At 41.0% G+C, this 20,940-nt stretch carries 8 protein-coding genes; all 8 read left to right on the forward strand.

Annotated elements, in window-relative coordinates; genetic code table 11:
- Positions 1-33: 33 nt before the first annotated feature.
- A complete protein-coding gene (locus tag GM698_RS01745; protein ID WP_209289567.1) occupies positions 34-1,791 on the forward strand; it encodes a ShlB/FhaC/HecB family hemolysin secretion/activation protein in 1,758 nt (585 codons plus the stop codon).
- A 69-nt stretch (positions 1,792-1,860) separates the two neighbouring features.
- Entirely contained in the window at positions 1,861-13,356 is an 11,496-nt protein-coding gene (locus GM698_RS01750) for a hemagglutinin repeat-containing protein (protein ID WP_209289568.1), read from the forward strand.
- A 9-nt stretch (positions 13,357-13,365) separates the two neighbouring features.
- Positions 13,366-13,650: a MafI family immunity protein gene (locus tag GM698_RS01755; protein WP_238348705.1), complete on the forward strand. Its 285-nt coding sequence runs from the start codon at positions 13,366-13,368 to the stop codon at positions 13,648-13,650.
- Between the two features lie 57 nt (positions 13,651-13,707).
- Positions 13,708-16,242, forward strand: a complete 2,535-nt coding sequence (locus tag GM698_RS01760) for a VENN motif pre-toxin domain-containing protein (RefSeq protein ID WP_209289569.1) — start codon at positions 13,708-13,710, stop codon at positions 16,240-16,242.
- 1 nt (position 16,243) lies between these two features.
- Positions 16,244-16,570 carry a hypothetical protein gene (locus GM698_RS01765; RefSeq protein ID WP_209289570.1) on the forward strand — a complete coding sequence of 109 codons (327 nt, stop codon included), beginning with the start codon at positions 16,244-16,246 and terminating at the stop codon, positions 16,568-16,570.
- A gap of 71 nt (positions 16,571-16,641) precedes the next feature.
- Positions 16,642-16,974, forward strand: coding sequence for a hypothetical protein (locus GM698_RS01770; RefSeq protein WP_209289571.1), 333 nt, complete (start codon positions 16,642-16,644; stop codon positions 16,972-16,974).
- 87 nt (positions 16,975-17,061) lie between these two features.
- Positions 17,062-20,289, forward strand: coding sequence for a hemagglutinin repeat-containing protein (locus tag GM698_RS01775; protein ID WP_209289572.1), 3,228 nt, complete (start codon positions 17,062-17,064; stop codon positions 20,287-20,289).
- The gene (locus tag GM698_RS01780) at positions 20,279-20,881 is read left to right on the forward strand and encodes a hypothetical protein (RefSeq protein ID WP_176812359.1); all 603 of its coding nucleotides are present in this window, start codon (positions 20,279-20,281) and stop codon (positions 20,879-20,881) included. Before GM698_RS01775 ends, GM698_RS01780 begins: the two co-directional genes overlap by 11 nt.
- Positions 20,882-20,940: the final 59 nt, after the last annotated feature.

The following is a 20,940-nucleotide window of genomic DNA, read 5'->3' on the forward strand; positions in this document are numbered from 1 at the left end:
ATTTAAATTAAATACAATATAAAAATTCACTGTATGGATGCGTTCTACAAAAATCTTTGTACAATAGTGGTGCTTTCCGTAGCGTCAACTTTTTCTGTTGCAAACCAACCTCAAAACTTACCTCAGTTAAACCAATTCGATGCTGCCGAAAAATTACGCCAGCAACAACATCACCAAGCCCAACAAAAACAAATTCAGCGCTCAGTGGAGGTGAGATTAGATACGTCTACTCATCAAACACTATCCCTTCCTCATCACGAATCCCCTTGTTACCTTATTCACCAAATTTCACTTACCGATTACGGCTCAACCTCTTCACAAAGCCAATTTCAATGGGCATTTGATAAAGCAGTGAATGATTTAAACCTAAGGTTGCCACACTGTTTTGGTGGTGACGGTTTGGGTATTTTAATGAAGCAGGTGCAAAACAATATTATTGAGAAAGGCTATGTGACGACACGAGTTGTTACTGAAGAACAAGATTTGCGTGGGGGTAAACTCCATTTAACCGTCATTTTAGGTAACGTTCGCAACATCATCGTGGTAGATAGTGGGAATGTTCCGCGTTTTACTACCTTGCATGCTTTAACGGGTTTTACCTTTGCTTCAGGCGATATTTTGAATGTGCGAGATATTGAGCAATCTCTTGAAAATTTAAAACGTGTGCCAACTGTCGAGGCAAATATTGAAATTTTGCCGAGCGAAAGTGATAAAGCGGAAGTGGGTGACAGTGATTTAAAAATCAGCTATGCACAAGCCTTTCCGTTTAGGCTGAATTTAGGGCTGGATGACGCTGGCTCAACATCCACAGGGAAATTACAAGCTTCTGCAACCCTTTCGATTGATAATATTTTTTCTGCCAACGACCTGTTTTACACCTCATTTACCCACAGCCTCAAGCAAAAAGGCGATGATAAAGGTAGTCGTGCCAGCAAAAATCTAACATTGTATTACTCTATTCCGTTTGGCTATTGGAGTTTAGCTTTCTCTCACAACAAAAACCGTTATCACCAAGAAGTATTTGGTGCTTTTGATAATAGCTATCGTTATTCAGGTGTAAGTGATAACGACAAACTCACGCTGTCTTATTTGCTTTATCGTGATAGCGTGCGTAAAACGACGATTTCCGCGTCACTTTGGTCTCGCCAATCGCAAAACTATATTGATGGTGCTGAAGTGGGCGTGCAAAAACGCCGAATGGCAGGGTGGGAAGGGGGTTTTTCTCACAAAGAATATTTAGGCAACGGCACGTTAGTGCTATCCGCTAATTATAAACGCGGAACGGGGGCACGCGGGCAGTTACAAGCGCCAGAAGAATTACGGGGAGAAGGCACATCTCGACCACAGATTATCACGGTATCAATTTCTTATGACAAACCGTTTATGTGGGGCAAACAACCGTGGCAATTTAACTCCAGTTGGCAGGCTCAATGGAATAAAACCCCTCTCATTTTGCAAGACCGCTTTTCGCTTGGTGGACGTTATACCGTGCGTGGTTTTGATGGCGAATTAACCCTTACAGGCGAACGCGGTTGGTTGTGGCGTAATGAATTAGCGTGGCAGGTCAATCGCCTAGGTCATCAACTTTATTTTGCTTTAGACAGCGGGTGGGTAATGGGTTGGTCAACTAAAAATCAGTTGGGGCATCATTTAATGGGGTCAGCATTAGGCTTGCGAGGCAATATCAAAGGGATGTCTTATGATGTTTTTGTGGGTAAACCTGTGCGTAAACCAGAAGGGTTTAGCACCTCCGATACCGTGGTAGGTTTTAATTTAAATTACCCTTTTTAATGACATAGGGTTTTATATTTCTCGTAGGGTGGATTTACCCACTATTTCTACAACATAAAGGAATTGAATATGAACAAACAATGCTTTCGTGTGATTTTCAGCAAAACCTTACAACGCGTAGTGGTGACCTCTGAACTCGCAAAGTCTGAGGGTAAATCAACTGAAAAATCCCCTTTCACGTTTTTGCAACTTTTTGCCCATATCCGACCGCTTGTCTTTAGCCTATTTTGTGCCTTGGGCTTTGTGGCATTTTCAGATTCAGCGCTGGCGAATCTCATTATTCAAGCGGATAAATCCGCCCCTAAAAGTGAGCAACCCATTATTCTGCAAACCGCAAATGGTCTGCCTCAAATCAATATCCAAACCCCAAACGATAAAGGGCTTTCGCATAATAAATATTCAAAATTCGATGTCGATACCCGAGGGGCGATTCTCAACAACAGCCACACACACACTCAAACTCAATTGGCAGGCTATATTACCGGCAACCCTTACCTGGCACGCGGTGAGGCGAAAGTGATTTTAAATGAGGTGAATTCGTCCGACCCTTCTGTGTTAAAAGGCTATGTGGAAGTGGCAGGTAAAAAGGCGGAGGTGATTATTGCCAACCCGTCAGGCTTACATTGTGAGGGCTGCGGCATTATCCATTCAAACCGAGCAACCTTTACCACAGGCAAGCCACAGATTGTGAGTGGCAACCTTGAAAGTTTTGTGGTGGAAAAAGGCAAGGTAAGCGTCTCAGGCAAAGGAATGGATAATAGCCGTGTGGATTACACTGAAATTCTCGCCCGAGAAGCCGAGGTTAATGCAGGCATTTGGTCGAAAAAAGAGACTAACGTTATCACGGGTAAAAATACCATCAAGCGGTCAGAAAACGACAAAAATTTGCAAATTGTCCACACAAAACAACCGCTTGCAGAAGAGGCTAAGCCACAATGGGCGATTGACGTGGGTGAGTTGGGCGGAATGTACTCGGGCAAAATTCATCTTATCGGCACGGAAAATGGCGTGGGTGTACGTAATGCGGGGCATATTGGGGCGAGTGCCGACACCCTGCAAATTGATAGCCAAGGGCGAATTGTCAATACCGGTACACTTAATGCAGCTAAACCGATGCTACTTACCGCCAGTCAAGGGATTGAAAACCGTGGCAAAATGGAGAACCGCCAAGGGGATATTACGCTCAATACCCTTGCGGACATTCGGCAAGATGGCTCAATTGTTGCACGTGCAGGTCACATTCATAAAACGGCACAACAAGGCATTACCCAACACGGTGAAACCGTGGCAAAAGGCAATATCACCTATAAAACCCCCACCCTCACTGCGTCAACGCGTTCACTTATCGCGGCAGGTGTTGATGTACAAGATAGTGCACAGGGTGAAGTGCGTACGCTTGAACATACATCTACACAGGGTAAGCATATTTCCATTACCACTTCAGGCACAACCACTTTACAAGGCAAAAACATTGCCTCGGGTAAACTTAATATCTCTAGCTCAGACGCCCATTTAGATAACAGCCACACATCGGCTTATTCAATCAATGTCACGGCATCTCAAGGTCCTATTCAAGCCAATCAATCAGTTGTGATGGCACGTCAGGATTTAACCTTAACCACACCAACAGCACTGGAAACCCAACACAGCTACTTAAAAGCAGAAAGCATTAAGACCAAGCAACGTTCTCTTAATACCCAAAATGCTACTTGGGAACAAACTGGCACAGATGAATTAACGCTAGACGTGGCTGATACGTTACAAAATAACGGAGGCACCTTTAAAACCCAAGGTAATTTAACCATTAAAGCGAATGGGCTGAATAACCAACAAGGCCGTTTATTGGCAAATGGCAGACTTGATATTTATGCAGGCAAGGGCAAGGTTGATTCAAGCGATGGTATATTGCTATCGAATCAAAATCTCACGATAACCTCTGGTGAGCTACTTAATGAGCGTGGTTTAATTCAATCTCATCACAATATTGCTATTCATACGCAGGAACAAGCCTTATCTAATAAACAAACTTTAACAGACACTCAAGATAAAGGGATTGTGGCACGGGGTACGCTTGATATTCGCTCAGCCAATATAGCTAATCAACAAGGGCGGATTGTCAGTGGTGGTAAGCAACATCTAAACACGGCGGATATTGATAGTCAACAAGGTCTAATTTATACCCAACAAAATTTAACTTTACATAGTGCGAATATTATCAATAGCGGCGGTAAAATCAAAGCGAATAAGCACGCAGAGATTGCCCTTTTAGGGAATTTACGTCAGCAAAATGGGGTTATTGAGGCAGAGCATATAAATGTTACCTCTCAACAGATTAAAAGTATCGATAAGAGTCAAATTATTGCAGACAGCATTGCATTAAATGTGGCTAATCAGCTAGAAAACTTAAATAGCCTCATTCAAGCAAATAAACAAAATATCGTCATTTCAAGCCAGCAACTTGACAACACGGGTGGCGAGATCGCAAGTCAGCAAGATGCGATTATGATCAATACTGCTAAGCAAAAATTGACGAACAAATCAGGCAAGCTTCTCGCCAAATCAGAGATCACTATTAATAGTGGTGAAATAGATAATACAACAGGTGCAATTCATAGTGAAAATAACATTGTGTTGAATACGCATACCCAAAAACTGACAAATGATAATACCCTTTCTCCGAATAAAGGCATTATTGCACTTGGCAATCTAACGCTTAATAGCGGTAATGTAGCTAATCAGCAAGGTTATATTGCAAGCCAACATCATTTAAAGATGAATGTATTGGCGGTAAATAATACTCAGGGTTTGATGAAAACTAATCAAGGTATCCAGTTTATTGCACAGTCCGTTAAAAATGATCGTGGCATTATTTCAGCAAAATCAAATGCGAATATTTCAATAATAGGTAGTTTACAACAACAAACAGGCAAAATAGGTGCAAGAGAATTAATCATCAATGCAGGTCAATTAGACTCTACACAGCAAAGTGTGATTACAGCGGATAATGTCACACTTGCGATTACTCGTAGTCTTGTCAATACGAATAGCGAGATTTCAGCGACTCATCATTTGAACGTGAAAAGCCAAGGCTTGAATAATCAGCAAAGTTTATTATTAGCAGAGCAAGGTCATCTAAGCATTAATACGCAGCAACAAAGCATGAATAATCAGCAAGGTAAAATCGTTTCAGGGCAAACCGTTAGTGTTGAGAGTGGTGCGTTAAATAATCAACAAGGGGTCGTGCAAGGAAAAACAGGTGTGAACCTCAATACTCATCATCACTCTATCAACAACACTTTAGCCACGATTATAAGCCAACAAACCTTAAAGATTGCTGCAGGAGAGCTAAATAATCAACAAGGCTATCTGCAATCAGCACAGCAAGCGAGTATTCAGCTAGGCTCAGCTACGCTATTTAATCAGCAAGGGGTCATTTCTTCAGGTTCCGATTTAAACTTAAATGCGGGCACAGTCCGTAACAATGAAGGCGCGATTGCCTCTAAGCATAATATTACTGCAACTATCAGTAACCTTTACCAAAAAAACGGTGTAGTAAAAGCTGAGCAGTCATTAAATGTTAAAGTAGATGGAGAAACTTACTCAACTCAACAAAGCCAATTGAGTGGAAAAAATGTCTATATTACTACAGCGGGGAACTTAGACAATCAGCATGCTGAAATTGTGGCAAAACAGAATGCGGTTATTCGTAGTAAACAGTTGAATAATCGTGATGCTGTGCTAATGGCTGAACGAGGCGATTTGAAGATTGACACTCAGCAACACTCATTAATAAACCAACAAGGTAAATTAAGTGCAGGTGCAAACTTGACCATTCAAAGTAGCGAACTTAATAACCAAGCAGGTTTAATTCAGAGTCGTCAAGATATGGTGATTAACACACATCAAGGCCATTTAAATAACCAGCAAACTAAAACTGACTCACAAGTACCACAAATAAAAGGTATTATCTCGTTGGGGCAATTAGCACTAAACACACAGCAACTCTTAAATAGAGAGGGCTATGTGCTTAGCCGAAATAGCCAAACTATTAATGTACAATCTATTGGTAATGACGCTGGTGTGCTTGCCTCTCTCGCCTCACAAAAGGCAATCGTAAGCCAGCATCTTAGCAATGTAAAAGGCAGAATGAATGCTGAGACAACCTCGATCAGTGCACAATCCGTAGATAACCAATCTGGCCTACTGCAAGCCCACCTCTCACTGAATATTGACGCTAAAGACACTTTAAATAACCAAAAAGGTCAAATAAAGGCGAATGATAGGCTTGAAATCAAATCTCATCACTTAAACAACCAAACGGGAAATATTGGAGCAATAAAAGGCAACGTATTACTCAAAATGGTTGAAAAAATCAATAATATTCAAGGTAATATCACGGCGAAACAGGCTACTTATATTCTTGCTGATGGATTAAATAATCAACAAGGTATAGTTTATAACGAACAAGGTTTACTTCATCTTGATTTACAACAACACGCATTAGATAACCAACAAGGGAAAATAATTAGTCAAGATAGCCTCAAAATGGAGGCAGGGACGATCACCAACTATGAAGGGGTGATTTATGCAGAAAATCAAGGCAAGTTACAGATTACAGGACTAATTAATAACAAAAATAACGGTAAAATTCACGGATTAGGTGAAATGGCAATTAACGCTAATCAGTTGGATAACAGTGATGGCGAGGTTCGCACAAAAGATAAACTGACCTTAAATATCACAAAAGAAATTAACAACCAAAAAGTAGGAAGCACAGGCTCATTAATTGAAAGTGGTAATGAGCTAACGATTCATACTGAAAAACTAGATAACCGTCATACTCAATCATCATCAGAAATAATGACACAGGGTGTGTTAGCCTCTGTATTGGATATTTCTGCAAAAAGGGTTGATAACCAACAAGGTCAAATTCATAGCCGTGTACACAGTCGTTTTAACATTCAAGATGTGTTGAACAATCAGCAAGGGAAGATCACAGGCGAACAGGATCTGGCAATTAAAGGAGAGGGTTTACTGGTTAATAATCAAGATGGACGCTTACAAGCGGTCAATTTTTTGTCGATTTTTGCAAATGAGATGACAACGAATGGGCATATTGAAGGACGCGATATCCTGCTTACTCAGCAAAAAGATTTTGTAACGGGTAAGCATATTAATGCTAAAAATAGCCTTTCAATTACGACTTTGGGCAATCTAACTAATCAACACGATTTGTACGCAGATGAAAGTGTGACACTAAATGCTTATCACATTATCAACGGACTTGATGGACGAATCAGTAGTGCTTTGACTCGACTGACTGCCAAGGGAAATGTAACAAATGAAGGGCTAATTAACAGTATTAGATTAGCAGATAATGCAAAAACCCTTGTGAAAGCAGGCGGACACCTCTTAAATATAGGTAATGGACGAATTTACGGCGATGATGTCGCCCTGCAGGCAGACATCATTGAAAACCGTGATAAAGATTATGGTAATGAAATGATTAAATCGGCAGTGGTGGCTGCTCGTGGTAATTTAGATATTGCTGGTCGTGAAATTATCAATGATACGGCACACTATTTATCGGATAACCAAGTAGGCTCAACCTTGTTTAGTGTGGGTAATATGACCTTTGGTCGGGAGTTAAATGCAAAAGAGCGAGCTGAGGGTCAGGCAGATTCATTGCTTAATAGCAGCAGTCTTATTGAATCTGAAGGTACTATTGCACTAAATGTGAAACAGATTCACAACAACAATAGACATTTCGAGGTTGAACACGTTCAACAAGATGGGCAACCCACAGAAGTAACAAAACTAGAAGATAGACGGATAAGTGAAACTTATATTGTGCCAATGCATCGTGATGCACGAGGTAATTTAGTCGAAAAATTTACTAATGCGTTAAATGGCGATAAATCAGGTATTAATCATCACGACCCACATATTCCGATGAAACTACTGCGTTGGGCAGGCTGGAGCCGTGCTGGACAATTAGTTTATAAAAGTGATGGTGCAGAGCCAGTAGTATTAAAAGCTAGTGATGTAATCACCCCAGATACACCATTAGCGATTCGCAATCAAGTAAATTGTGATTATATTAATGGAAAAGAAAGTTGTAGTTACACTCCAGCGGGACAATATGGTAAAGATAGCCCAATTTGGGGTTATTTTGGGGCTACTCCACCGACAACACCACAACCCAAATTCCCATTTGATGATTTAACCGAGCAACCTTGGTTTGTTGAAAGAGAATGGTTTGATGAAGATGGTGCATTTAAAAGACCCTCTCGACCATTACGATTTTCAAGTAGTAAACGTTATCGGGCTCAAAAAGTAAAATGGAGCTATTATGTAGAGCACATCAAGCCTTTAGAAGATTGGGAAAGAGAAAATGCAGATAGTATCAATAAAGTGGATGCTGGAATAGAAAAGCATAATCGTAATAGACTCGGTGATTTAGCAAATAAATATTATCGTGATTTTTGGCAATTACATATCAATAATCACCGTGTTGATGAAAGTAAAGTGACTAAAACCGTTGCAGGGCAAATTTTGGCAGGTGGGGAGTTAAAGTCTAACAGCCAATCATTCACTAATGCACGTAGTACGGTAATGTCAGGGAAAGCGATGTTATTAGAAAATGACATTAAAAATATTGGAGAAGAAGGGCTACACCGCATTACTGATACAGGTGAAAAAGTGTTTACTTTTGATAAATGGCGTGGAGGTCTTAAGCGCTATTTCCAGCGTAAATGGGAAAATTACGGAACGTATAAACGGATTATTGACACTCCTTTCGATATGGACGTTTATCGAGTTGAGGAGAATGTTAATTTTAACGCACACAAACAAGCTTCCGAAGGACTTAAATTAGGCACAAATCATCGTCTTTCTCTCACTGAAATCAAGGTTGAGGGCGGTAAAGAGCTGATTGGCGTAGGCAAACAGGCATTCGGTGAATTAGAAAGTCAAGCTAATATTGCCTTTACGCCGTTAACGTTAAGTGGCAACCACAATGTGAATACAGCCCAAGTGTGGTCTGGTGAAAAACAACCTATACATTCACGAGACTTAGCAGGAGAAATTGGTTTTTTGAGTTCGAAAAAACCGAATACACGCCAGTTAGAGCGAATTAGCTTAGCAAATAATGTTGAAGTTCGTAGCATTCAGCCTAATTTAGCTATTCCACAAAACGTGCTTTATCGGCTAAATCCTGAGCCAAGCAGCCGCGTATTAATTGAAACCGACCCTCATTTTACGGATAAAAAACGTTGGCTAAGTTCTGATTATATGTTTAATGCTCTCCGTTACGAGCCAAACCAAATGCAAAAACGTATTGGTGATGGTTTTTACGAGCAACGTTTAATCCGTGAGCAGATCAACCGCTTAACCGGCAGACAATTTGTAGGCAACTATACAGACTTTGATACTCAATACCGCCACTTAATGGATGCAGGCGTTACTTTCGCCCAAAAATTCAACTTACGCCCAGGCATTACCCTTTCGCCAAGCCAAGTTGCAAAACTCACCACCGATATTGTCTGGTTTGAAAATCAGTCTGTTCAGCTACCAAACGGTAAGGTTGAAACAGTGCTTGTACCGAAAGTGTATGCTATGGCGAAAAAAGGCGATATTACTGGTAATGCTACTCTACTCTCTGGCAATAAAATTACCCATAAAGGCGGTGAGTTTATTAATAGCGGCACCGTTGCCGGCCGTGAATTAGTCCAGTTTGACAGCAACAGTATCCGTAACAGTGGCACAATTCAAGCAGGCGCAATTACTGGCAATATCAGTGGAAAGGTTGAGAATATCGGCGGCACGATTGAAGCAGACCGAGCCATTTTATTGAATATAGCCGGTAACTTTACCCACCGTAGCACCACCCATACAACAAAAGTGAACGAGGCAGACTACCAACGTACAGATACGACAATTGCCCGCAAAGGACTACTCCACGTTAAAGGCAAGGACGGCAGATTACAGATTAATACGAACAACATTGATATATCTGGGGCTGATGTCATTAATGACGGGCAAGGCAGCACTTATCTTTCTGCAAAAAATCTGTTAAATCTGACCGCTTTACAGGTGGGCTTTAATGAGAAAATGGGCGGAGGAAACCACTATCGCAATGAGTCGGTGAATGATGTGGTTGTATCTAATATTAGAGGCAATGGCAATGTGACACTGGTTGCTAGAGATATTTATTCCGAAGGGGCTGATTTAGCAGCTAAAGAGAAACTGATTGCATTAGCTGAAAATGACATTGTGCTAGGCAGTGCGACACGTTCTAGTGATTATGCGGAGTATCACCGCATAAAAAGCAGTGGTGCTTTCGGCAGCTCGAAGAAAACCTCGCTAGACACAGACCAACAAACCTTAAAAGTGGGGACTAAATTAGGGGGCGGAGAAATTATTCTTTCCGCAGGTAATAATGTAGAAGCCCACAATCTACAAGCAATAGCCGATAACGACCTGATTATTCAAGGCGGCAATAATGTGACGATAGGTAGTGACATCAATCGCTTTAAAACAACACATTTTGAAGAAAAATCAAAATCGGGCGTATTCTCCAGCAGCGGCATTGGTATTACTTTTGGCAAGAAATCAGAAACACATGAGCAGGAAACGGAAGGCTGGCAAGGCAGTGCAGCCCGTAGCACCTTGGGGAGTTTAAATGGCAATATTACGGTATCTGCCGGTAATCACGCACAGCTTGCTGGTGTAGATGCGATTGTTTCTAAAGAGCTAGGCAAACAGATTTTAGTGGAAGGCAAATCGACCTATATTGGTGCGAGCAAAGATACGCTTTCTTCAAAAGAACGCCACGAACAGAAACAATCGGGCTTAAGCATTACCTTTAGTTCAGCCGTAACCGATGGCGTGATGGCTGTAAGACAAGCACTTAACCGTGCTGAAAAAGTACAAGATGAACGTTTAAGTAACGTGTTAAAAGTAAAAGCCGCGAATGAAGCCTATGAGACGTTACAGCACGCGACAAAAGTAATTGACGCACTGAAATCAAATGGTGATAGCGTAGAAAAACAGGCAAATAGCGAGGCTAAAATCTCAGTCAGCATTGGCTCAAATCAATCGGTTTCCACCAGCCACACACAACAAACCACGCACAAAGGCAGTGAGTTGAATGCAGGAAAAGCCATTGTGCGAACAACAGAGGGCGATAACATCATTGTAGGTTCAATAATCAATGCCACTCGTACTGAGCTAGAGGGCAACAATGTTAATCTACTTGGCACGACAAACAGCCAAATCAACCGAAGTGATAACAAAAGTAACCGTTGGAATGTTGGGGTGTTTGTGGGTAAATCACAAGGCGCCACTGGCTTTGGTGTGGAAGGTGCGGTGAATGTCGGCAAAGGGCATTCCAACAGTGATTCCACCGTTCAAAACTTGACGGAGATTAACAGTGACAGCCTAAAAATCAACACCAAAGAGACCACCACACTTAAAGGGGCGGTCGCGAATGTTAAGCATTTATCACTTGATACGAAAAATCTGCATATTGAAAGCCTGCAAGACACGGAAAAATATGACAGCAAACAGACTCAAGCAGGCGTAAGTGGCTCGGTGGCGATTTATGGTAGTGGGTGGGGGCTATCTTCACAGGCAAGCCAAAACAAAGCCAAGGTCAACTATGCCCAAGTCAATCAACAATCTGGCTTTAACATTCAAGAAAGCGCCAACATTAATGTGCAAGAAAACACGCATCTCAAAGGTGGAATGATTAATGCTCAAGGCGACAAAGCAAGCCACCAAATGACAACTGGCACACTCACCACAGAAGAGATTGAAAACCGTAGTGATGTGAAAGTCAGCTCGCTCTCAGTGAGTATGAGTTCGGAGATGTCGAAAATAGCCACGTCTGCAATCGGGGCCACATTAAGTGCGTTGGGGAATATGCGTGAAAGCGAACGCAGCCAAACCAAGGCAGCGATAAGCGATAACATCAATCTCACGATTACCGACAGCGAAGCCCAAAAACAGAAAACAGGCAAAACCGCAGAAGAGACACTCCAAAGCCTAAATCGAGACACCACAAACGCCAATCAAGCGGTCAAAAAAGTGGATTTAGTTGCAATTCAGGAGAAACAGGAAACGGCACAAGTTATCGGCGAACTTTCTCAATCTTGGACAAACCGCTTAGTGCAACCGCATTTGGAGGAAGCCAATAAAAAACGCCAACAGGCAGAGCAACTTGAAAAATCCAATCCCGAAAAATCCGCTCAACTTAAAGCAGAAGCCCAAGCGATTGAAACAAAATACGGCTTAGGCAGTAATTTACAAATGGGCGTTCGTGCAGCAACCGCAGCATTGCAAGGCTTGGCAACAGGCAATACAAATCAAGCCGCTGTCGGACTGCTCTCCCCTTATGCGAATAAGTTGATTAAAGAACAAGCCACCAACGCAGACGGCTCAATCAACAAAGAAGCTAACCTAATGGCACACGCTGTTTTAGGTGCTGTGGAATCCCACATCACCGGCAACAATGTCGCAGCCGGTGCGTTAGGAGCATTTACGGCAGAGGCAGCTGCCCCTTACTTAATGCAAGCGCTCTACAATACGGACAACGCTGAAAATCTGACGGATAGCCAAAAACAAAACATTGCTAATCTAAGTCAAATTGCGGCTGGGTTGGCTAGTGGCGTGACTGGGGACAGCACGGCAGACTTTATCTCAGGGGCGGAGATTGGGAAACGGGCGGTGGAGAATAATTATCTGAGTGCAGATAAAGCCAAAGAGCGTTTTGAAATTGAAAACCGAATTAAATTGGGTATTGCTACAGAAGTGGATTTAGCTCGTAAGCAAGTTTTAGACACAGAAGATATTGCAAACGACCAAAAAGTCATCACCGCTTGTAAGAGCGATATTACAAGCAATGGTTGTCAAAATGCTGTTGCTGAAGCACTCGTTATTCAACAAGGCTATCATAAAGGTTATCCAAATGAAACTTGGAGAAACTATAGCAATATTCTGGTGAGTGACTACCACAAATTTAATGAACTGTTATATGACAAAACAGGTGTTGCTTTAGATTTTGAGCAACGAGCTAAATTAGTTGCAAAAGGGAAAGGCATTTCTGTTGAAGAAGCGAGAGATTTAGTTATATCTTTGGACCGTTTTCATATGGTTCTGGGGGCAACAGGCTATCCAGCAGGAAAAATCGTTAGTACAAAAATATCTAGTCTTACTGATGCTAGAAAAAATATGGCTTCCCTTGTAAATACTCAAAGAGCAAAACATATGTTATATGGCGATGAAACAGGTGGTGGTCATAAATTTGGTTTAATGAGAATCTTTAATGAAAAATCTAAATTTCCTGTACATTGGGGAGAAAAGAAAATTCTTGATGCTGTCTCTAATGTGGCTACAGATCCAAGCTTGAAATGGATTCAACAAACGGGAACTCAAGGAAGTTTATATACTAAAAAAGGTGTTCCGAGTAGATTCAAAGTAGAAGGCTATATTGATGGAGTTAAAATTAGAGTTATTGTTGAACCAGCTGGTGAAGGGATTATTACGGCATTCCCAATTAAATAGGAGGTGATAGTGAGAGTACAAAATAAAATGAAGAAGTTATTAAGATATCTTGATAGAGTTCTTCCTATAGAAGATATTAATAATGCTGATGATTTTATTAATTATCAAGAATATGGCATTGCACTAGAGTTAATATGTGTTCAGTTGTATGAATATGATAAAGCTATAGACCATCATACTAAAAATTTAATTTTAGAATTAATTTTAGATATGAATCTTAACGAAGAACTAGTAGATGGGATTAGATTAGGTGATACCCCCGATAGCGCTAGCGTCCACGCTAGTGCTATTTGATATAAGTTACAAGCGGTGAATTATGTTAGGTATTTTACAAATTTTAGAAACGTAAATATGAATAACATCCATCAAGTGATTTTCAACAAATCCACTCAACAATTCGTTGTGGTATCTGAACTCGCTAAATCAGCCAGAAAGCCAAAAGCGGTTTCTGCCGGTTCGGTAGATATTGTTTCCATTTTGCAAAATTTTTCTGAAAAAAGACCGCTTGGCACAACAAACAACCAAACCAACCGAAGCGACAATAAAAGCAGTAGCTGGAGTGTCGGTGTGTTTGTGGGTAAATCGCAAGGCGCCACTGGCTTTGGCGTGGAGGGTGCAGTGAATGTCGGCAAAGGGCATTCCAACAGTGATTCCACCGTTCAAAACTTGACGGAGATTAACAGTGACAGCCTAAAAATCAACACCAAAGAGACCACCACACTTAAAGGGGCGGTCGCGAATGTTAAGCATTTATCACTTGATACGAAAAATCTGCATATTGAAAGCCTGCAAGACACGGAAAAATATGACAGCAAACAGACTCAAGCAGGCGTAAGTGGCTCGGTGGCGATTTATGGTAGTGGGTGGGGGCTATCTTCACAGGCAAGCCAAAACAAAGCCAAGGTCAACTATGCCCAAGTCAATCAACAATCTGGCTTTAACATTCAAGAAAGCGCCAACATTAATGTGCAAGAAAACACGCATCTCAAAGGTGGAATGATTAATGCTCAAGGCGACAAAGCAAGCCACCAAATGACAACTGGCACACTCACCACAGAAGAGATTGAAAACCGTAGTGATGTGAAAGTCAGCTCGCTCTCAGTGAGTATGAGTTCGGAGATGTCGAAAATAGCCACGTCTGCAATCGGGGCCACATTAAGTGCGTTGGGGAATATGCGTGAAAGCGAACGCAGCCAAACCAAGGCAGCGATAAGCGATAACATCAATCTCACGATTACCGACAGCGAAGCCCAAAAACAGAAAACAGGCAAAACCGCAGAAGAGACACTCCAAAGCCTAAATCGAGACACCACAAACGCCAATCAAGCGGTCAAAAAAGTGGATTTAGTTGCAATTCAGGAGAAACAGGAAACGGTACAAGTTATCGGAGAACTCTCTCAATCTTGGACAAACCGCTTAGTGCAACCGCATTTGGAGGAAGCGAATAAAAAACGGCAAGAGGCAGAGCAACTTGAAAAATCCAATCCCGAAAAATCCGCTCAACTTAAAGCAGAAGCCCAAGCGATTGAAACAAAATACGGATTAGGTAGTTATTTACAAATGGGCATTCGTGCAGCAACCGCAGCATTGCAAGGCTTGGCAACAGGCAATACAAATCAAGCCGCTGTCGGACTGCTCTCCCCTTATGCGAATAAGCTGATAAAAGAGCAAACTACGAACGCAGACGGCTCAATCAACAAAGAAGCTAACCTAATGGCACACGCTGTTTTAGGTGCTGTGGAATCCCACATCACCGGCAACAATGTCGCAGCTGGTGCGTTAGGGGCGTTTACGGCGGAGGCTGCAGCTCCTTACTTGATGCAAGCGATGTACGGCACAGATAAACCTACTGAACTTACGGAGAGCCAAAAACAAAACATTGCTAATCTAAGTCAAATTGCGGCTGGGTTGGCTAGTGGCGTGACTGGGGACAGCACGGCAGACTTTATCTCAGGGGCGGAGATTGGGAAACGGGCGGTGGAGAATAACTATCTTACCAAGCAAGAGGCAGAAAGGAAACGTGTTTTAGATGAGAAAGCAAAAGCAGGCACTATCACTACTGAAGAAGAGTTAGAACGTAACGCAATTGCCAAAAAAGACATAGAAACGGATTTAGCTCTTATTTCAGTTTGTGAGGAAAATCGGCTTTCAACTCAATGTCAGTCTGAAAGACAAAAATTGGAACAAGCTAAATTTAGCTATTCAGGTGCGGAATATACTCCGACAGGCTATAACTACCCGACTTATACTCGTTATTCGGATATGTATTCGGATGATTATGGAAAAGTCGCAACTTTTTCAGATAGATATGATGTATTGAAAAATGCAAAAGCGAAAGCTGATAGTGATTTTCACAATGCAACAGGGATTGATCCAAGTTGGTTTGGTCGGGTTGATGTGGCGAATAATGTTGTTGCAAGTATTGCAGGAACAAGGCTTTCGACAACAGAGCCAAGTAAGGCGACTCAGATTGTGCCTAAGTCGGCTAGTGCAAATGAGAAGTTGCCTGTTGTAGGTAAATCCATAGGATATGAAAATCAAACTGTTTACCTAACTGGTGGAGAATATAGATCTAATTTATATTCTAAAAATTGGGAAACTGCGGATTTGTCTAAGGCGATAGACAAATTTGCAGGAAATAATCCTCGTATAACAGTTACAGAAAAAGGAAAACGGATATATGAAAATCCTATAACAAAAGTGCAAGTAGTTGAGGATCTGAACGGAAAATATTTTAGAATATTTAACCCCAATATACAGGGACGAAGAGCTTACCTAGATTTAAATGGTAATATCCCATCTAATAAAGTGTCAGATAATGGCAAGAGCATGGGAAGAACTCAAGGTGAATATAATCAGGTAACTCATTTTAATATAGGAGAATAGTATGAAATTGATATGTTCTCCTATTTCCAAGAGTGCTATGGATAGATTGAACTATGGAGCAGAAACTAAACATGATTTACTAGAAGTGGTGGTTGATATTGAGTTATACGACAAGATGTGGAGGTTAGGTTTTTTTAATGAAGTTAATAAAACCTTAAATAAGCATATTGATGACTATGAAGATGAGAATATTACAAGCTTTTTAGATTTAATAAGATTAAAAAGTATAAATGCTAAATATAAAGAATATGACGGTATTTTTTTTGAATTAGAAAAATTAATATTTAATGCCATAAAAAATAATACTGGAGTGTTTTTTTTCTTTTAGATTTTATTGAGGTGTATTAAATCTGAATGGTATGAGATTAAACTTCAATGCTGTTATGAAGAATTAATTTGATGAATACAGAAATTGTAAGATTAAGAATTTCTGCTCAGAATGCTTTAATAGGGAGAATAACAAGTAATGTAAGAGGAATTTACATTAGAATGGATGTAAGAAATATACATTTATGTGTTGTTGATGGTGAAGATAATTATTGGGATGAGGTAATATATGAAGTTGGTACAGAGATTATCGCTGATTTTGATGATAGATATGATATTAAAGAGGAAATAATAAGAATTACATATAAAAGGTTATATAATGGAAATCCAAGTGATAATGCACTATTTAACAGAAAAAAGCTCGTGGGTTGGGTTGAGCTTGCGAAAACCCAACGTAATGAATAAATACTTGTTGGGTTACGCTTTGCTAACCCCCCGATAGTGCTAGAATCCACACTAGTACCATTTAATATAAATTACAAGCGGTGAATTATGTCAAGTATTTTGCAAATTTTAGCGGCAAATCAACCGCTTGTTTGGTACGAGCGAGGATGCTCGCACCATCGGAGCAGTGGTGCTTTCGGCAGCTCGAAGAAAACCTCGCTAGACACAGACCAACAAACCTTAAAAGTGGGGACTAAATTAGGGGGCGGAGAAATTATTCTTTCCGCAGGTAATAATGTAGAAGCCCACAATCTACAAGCAATAGCCGATAACGACCTGATTATTCAAGGCGGCAATAATGTGACGATAGGTAGTGACATCAATCGCTTTAAAACAACACATTTTGAAGAAAAATCAAAATCGGGCGTATTCTCCAGCAGCGGCATTGGTATTACTTTTGGCAAGAAATCAGAAACACATGAGCAGGAAACGGAAGGCTGGCAAGGCAGTGCAGCCCGTAGCACCTTGGGGAGTTTAAATGGCAATATTACGGTATCTGCCGGTAATCACGCACAGCTTGCTGGTGTAGATGCGATTGTTTCTAAAGAGCTAGGCAAACAGATTTTAGTGGAAGGCAAATCGACCTATATTGGTGCGAGCAAAGATACGCTTTCTTCAAAAGAACGCCACGAACAGAAACAATCGGGCTTAAGCATTACCTTTAGTTCAGCCGTAACCGATGGCGTGATGGCTGTAAGACAAGCACTTAACCGTGCTGAAAAAGTACAAGATGAACGTTTAAGTAACGTGTTAAAAGTAAAAGCCGCGAATGAAGCCTATGAGACGTTACAGCACGCGACAAAAGTAATTGACGCACTGAAATCAAATGGTGATAGCGTAGAAAAACAGGCAAATAGCGAGGCTAAAATCTCAGTCAGCATTGGCTCAAATCAATCGGTTTCCACCAGCCACACACAACAAACCACGCACAAAGGCAGTGAGTTGAATGCAGGAAAAGCCATTGTGCGAACAACAGAGGGCGATAACATCATTGTAGGTTCAATAATCAATGCCACTCGTACCGAGCTGGAGGGCAACAATGTCAATCTGCTTGGCACAACAAACAGCCAAACCAACCGAAGCGATAACAAAAGCAACCGTTGGAATGTTGGGTTTTTTGTGGGTAAATCGCAAGGCGCCACTGGCTTTGGTGTGGAAGGTGCGGTGAATGTGGGCAAAGGGCATTCCAACAGTGATTCCACCGTTCAAAACTTGACGGAGATTAACAGCGACAGCCTAAAAATCAAAGCTAAAGAGACGACTACGCTTAAAGGGGCGGTCGCAAATGTTAAGCATTTATCACTTGATACGAAAAATCTGCATATTGAAAGTGTGCAAGACACAGAAAAATATGACAGCAAACAGACCCAAGGGGGCGTAAGTGGCTCGGTGGCCATTTATGGCAGTGGATGGGGGCTATCTTCACAGGCAAGCCAAAACAAAGCCAAGGTCAACTATGCCCAAGTCAATCAACAATCTGGCTTTAACATTCAAGAAAACGCCAACATTAATGTGCAAGAAAACACGCATATCAAAGGTGGAATGATTAATGCTCAAGGCGACAAAGCAAACCACCAAATGACAACTGGCACACTCACCACGGAAGAGATTGAGAACCGCAGTGATGTGAAAGTCAGCTCGGTCTCAGTGAGTATGAGTTCGGATATGTCGAAAATAGCCACTTCTGCAATGGGGGCCGCATTAAGTGCATTGGGGAATATGCGTGAAAGCGAACGCAGCCAAACCAAGGCAGCGATAAGCAGTAATATCCATCTCAGTATTACCGATAGCGAAGCCCAAAAACAGAAAACAGGCAAAACCGCAGAAGAAACACTGTCAAGCCTAAACCGAGACACCGAAAACGCCAATCAAGCGGTCAAAAAAGCGGATTTAGTTGCAATTCAGGAGAAACAGGAAACGGTACAAGTTATTGGAGAGCTCTCTCAATCTTGGACAAACCGCTTGGTGCAACCGCATTTAGAAGAAGCGAATAAAAAATGGCAAGAGGCAGAAAAGATTGAAAAATCCGACCCACTGAAATCGGCCCAACTGAAAGCAGAAGCCCAAGCGATTGAGGCGGAATACGGCTTAGGCAGCAATCTACAAATGGGCATTCGTGCAGCGACAGCAGCACTGCAACGCTTAGCAACAGGCAATGCCAACCAAGCGGCAGTTGGGTTACTTTCACCTTATGCGAATAAGTTGATTAAAGAACAAACCACCAACGCAGACGGCTCAATCAACAAAGAAGCTAACCTAATGGCACACGCTGTTTTAGGAGCATTGGAAGCCCATATCACGGGCAACAATGCCGCAGCAGGTGCAATAGGTGCATTTACGGCGGAAGCAGCTGCACCTTACTTAATGCAAGCCCTTTATAATACGGACAACGCTGAAAATCTGACGGACGGCCAAAAACAAAACATCGCAAACCTAAGTCAGATTTCGGCTGGGTTGGCAGGTGGCTTGGTTGGCGACAGTACAGATAGTTTTGTCGCGGGAGCAGAGATTGGGAAACGGGCGGTGGAGAATAATGGTCTATTGGATTCTCAAGTATCGGATCTATTTAGAAAATTAGAAAACGCCGAAAAAGAAGGGAAATCTCTAGAAGAGATTTTTACTGAATATAAACAACTCAGTGATAATCAGTTTAAAGATATTCAAGAAAATTGCGACTCCGTAGTATGTCGATATGGCGTTGAGAAACTTAATGAGGAAGCAAACAAAAAAGCATTAGAGTTAGTAGGATTCTTTAACTCTCGTTTATCTACACTATCAGGCACTACTCAGGAAAGATTTATTGAATTTGTCATTGAAGAAAATGCTAAAGAGATAGATTTTATCAATGGGGCAAGAACACCGATGGAAAAAGCGATTGTTTCATTGGTAGATACTTTTGTTGAAGGGCGGGAAAATCAGGGAGTTAAAGTTTCTCCTAAGATTGCTTCTTTTGCTAAAAAGAATAAATATACTTTAGATGAAAAACCTAAAAATTTATCTCCAGAAGGGGCAAAAAGGCAAGGGGCCTTTAATGAGGCTAAACGTCAATCAGGAATACCAACAAGCCAGCAGCCTAGTAAAGTTTATCCTAATATAGACAGGAGAGGCACTCAGCAGCCTGGTAAAGTGTATGAATTTGAACTCCCTAAAGAAGGAGGCGGAGTCCGAAAAGTTATAATTAGAGATGATACTAAAGGTCATTTTTTTGGCGACAGTGATCCTCAAAATAGAGGTCCTCACTTTAATGATCCCAAGGGAGGACACTATGATTACTAAAAAATTGATTATTCGAAAGGCTAGTGATATTTCATCTAATAATGAGATAGCCGATTTCAGTTCTATATACTTTTCTCCTTCTAATGGAGTGTCTGCCATTAGTGTTGAAAATGATGAATATACGAAATTATCAGAAGATAGATATGAATTATTATCTTATTTGTGTCATAAAATAAATAATCAGGCAATCTCTATAAGGGTTATGATGTATTTATGTGATCAGCCCAATACTAGAGTTATCAAATATAAAGGAGGGTGGGGGCTATTAAAGCATCATATTGATATCAATAAAATAAATGATAAAAAAGAAATTATGTTTGAAAAAAAAGAAAAGCTGGATTTTTTTTTAGAAGGAAGAATTAGCATTCAGGACTATTATATTATAAAAAAAATACTAGATACCATAGACGTTGTTTATTTTTCTATAGGAGGGGGAGATAATTACAAGATAGAAACATATGATGATTGGATTAATTATATATTGGATAGTGGGGGAGTGGTTTTATTTTTTTTAGGATTAGGAATTGAACCCGCTTGTGAACTAGTGATTATGAAAAAATCAGAAGATATTTTGCAAATTTTAGAGGATTAAAGGGAATGGTAACATGCTACTTTCAGCTAAAAATTTTTGCCCCCCAGATGGCGCTCGTC

The sequence above is a fragment of the Mannheimia sp. ZY171111 genome (genome assembly GCF_017750945.1).
In the GTDB taxonomy this organism is placed as follows: Bacteria; Pseudomonadota; Gammaproteobacteria; order Enterobacterales; family Pasteurellaceae; genus Mannheimia; species Mannheimia pernigra.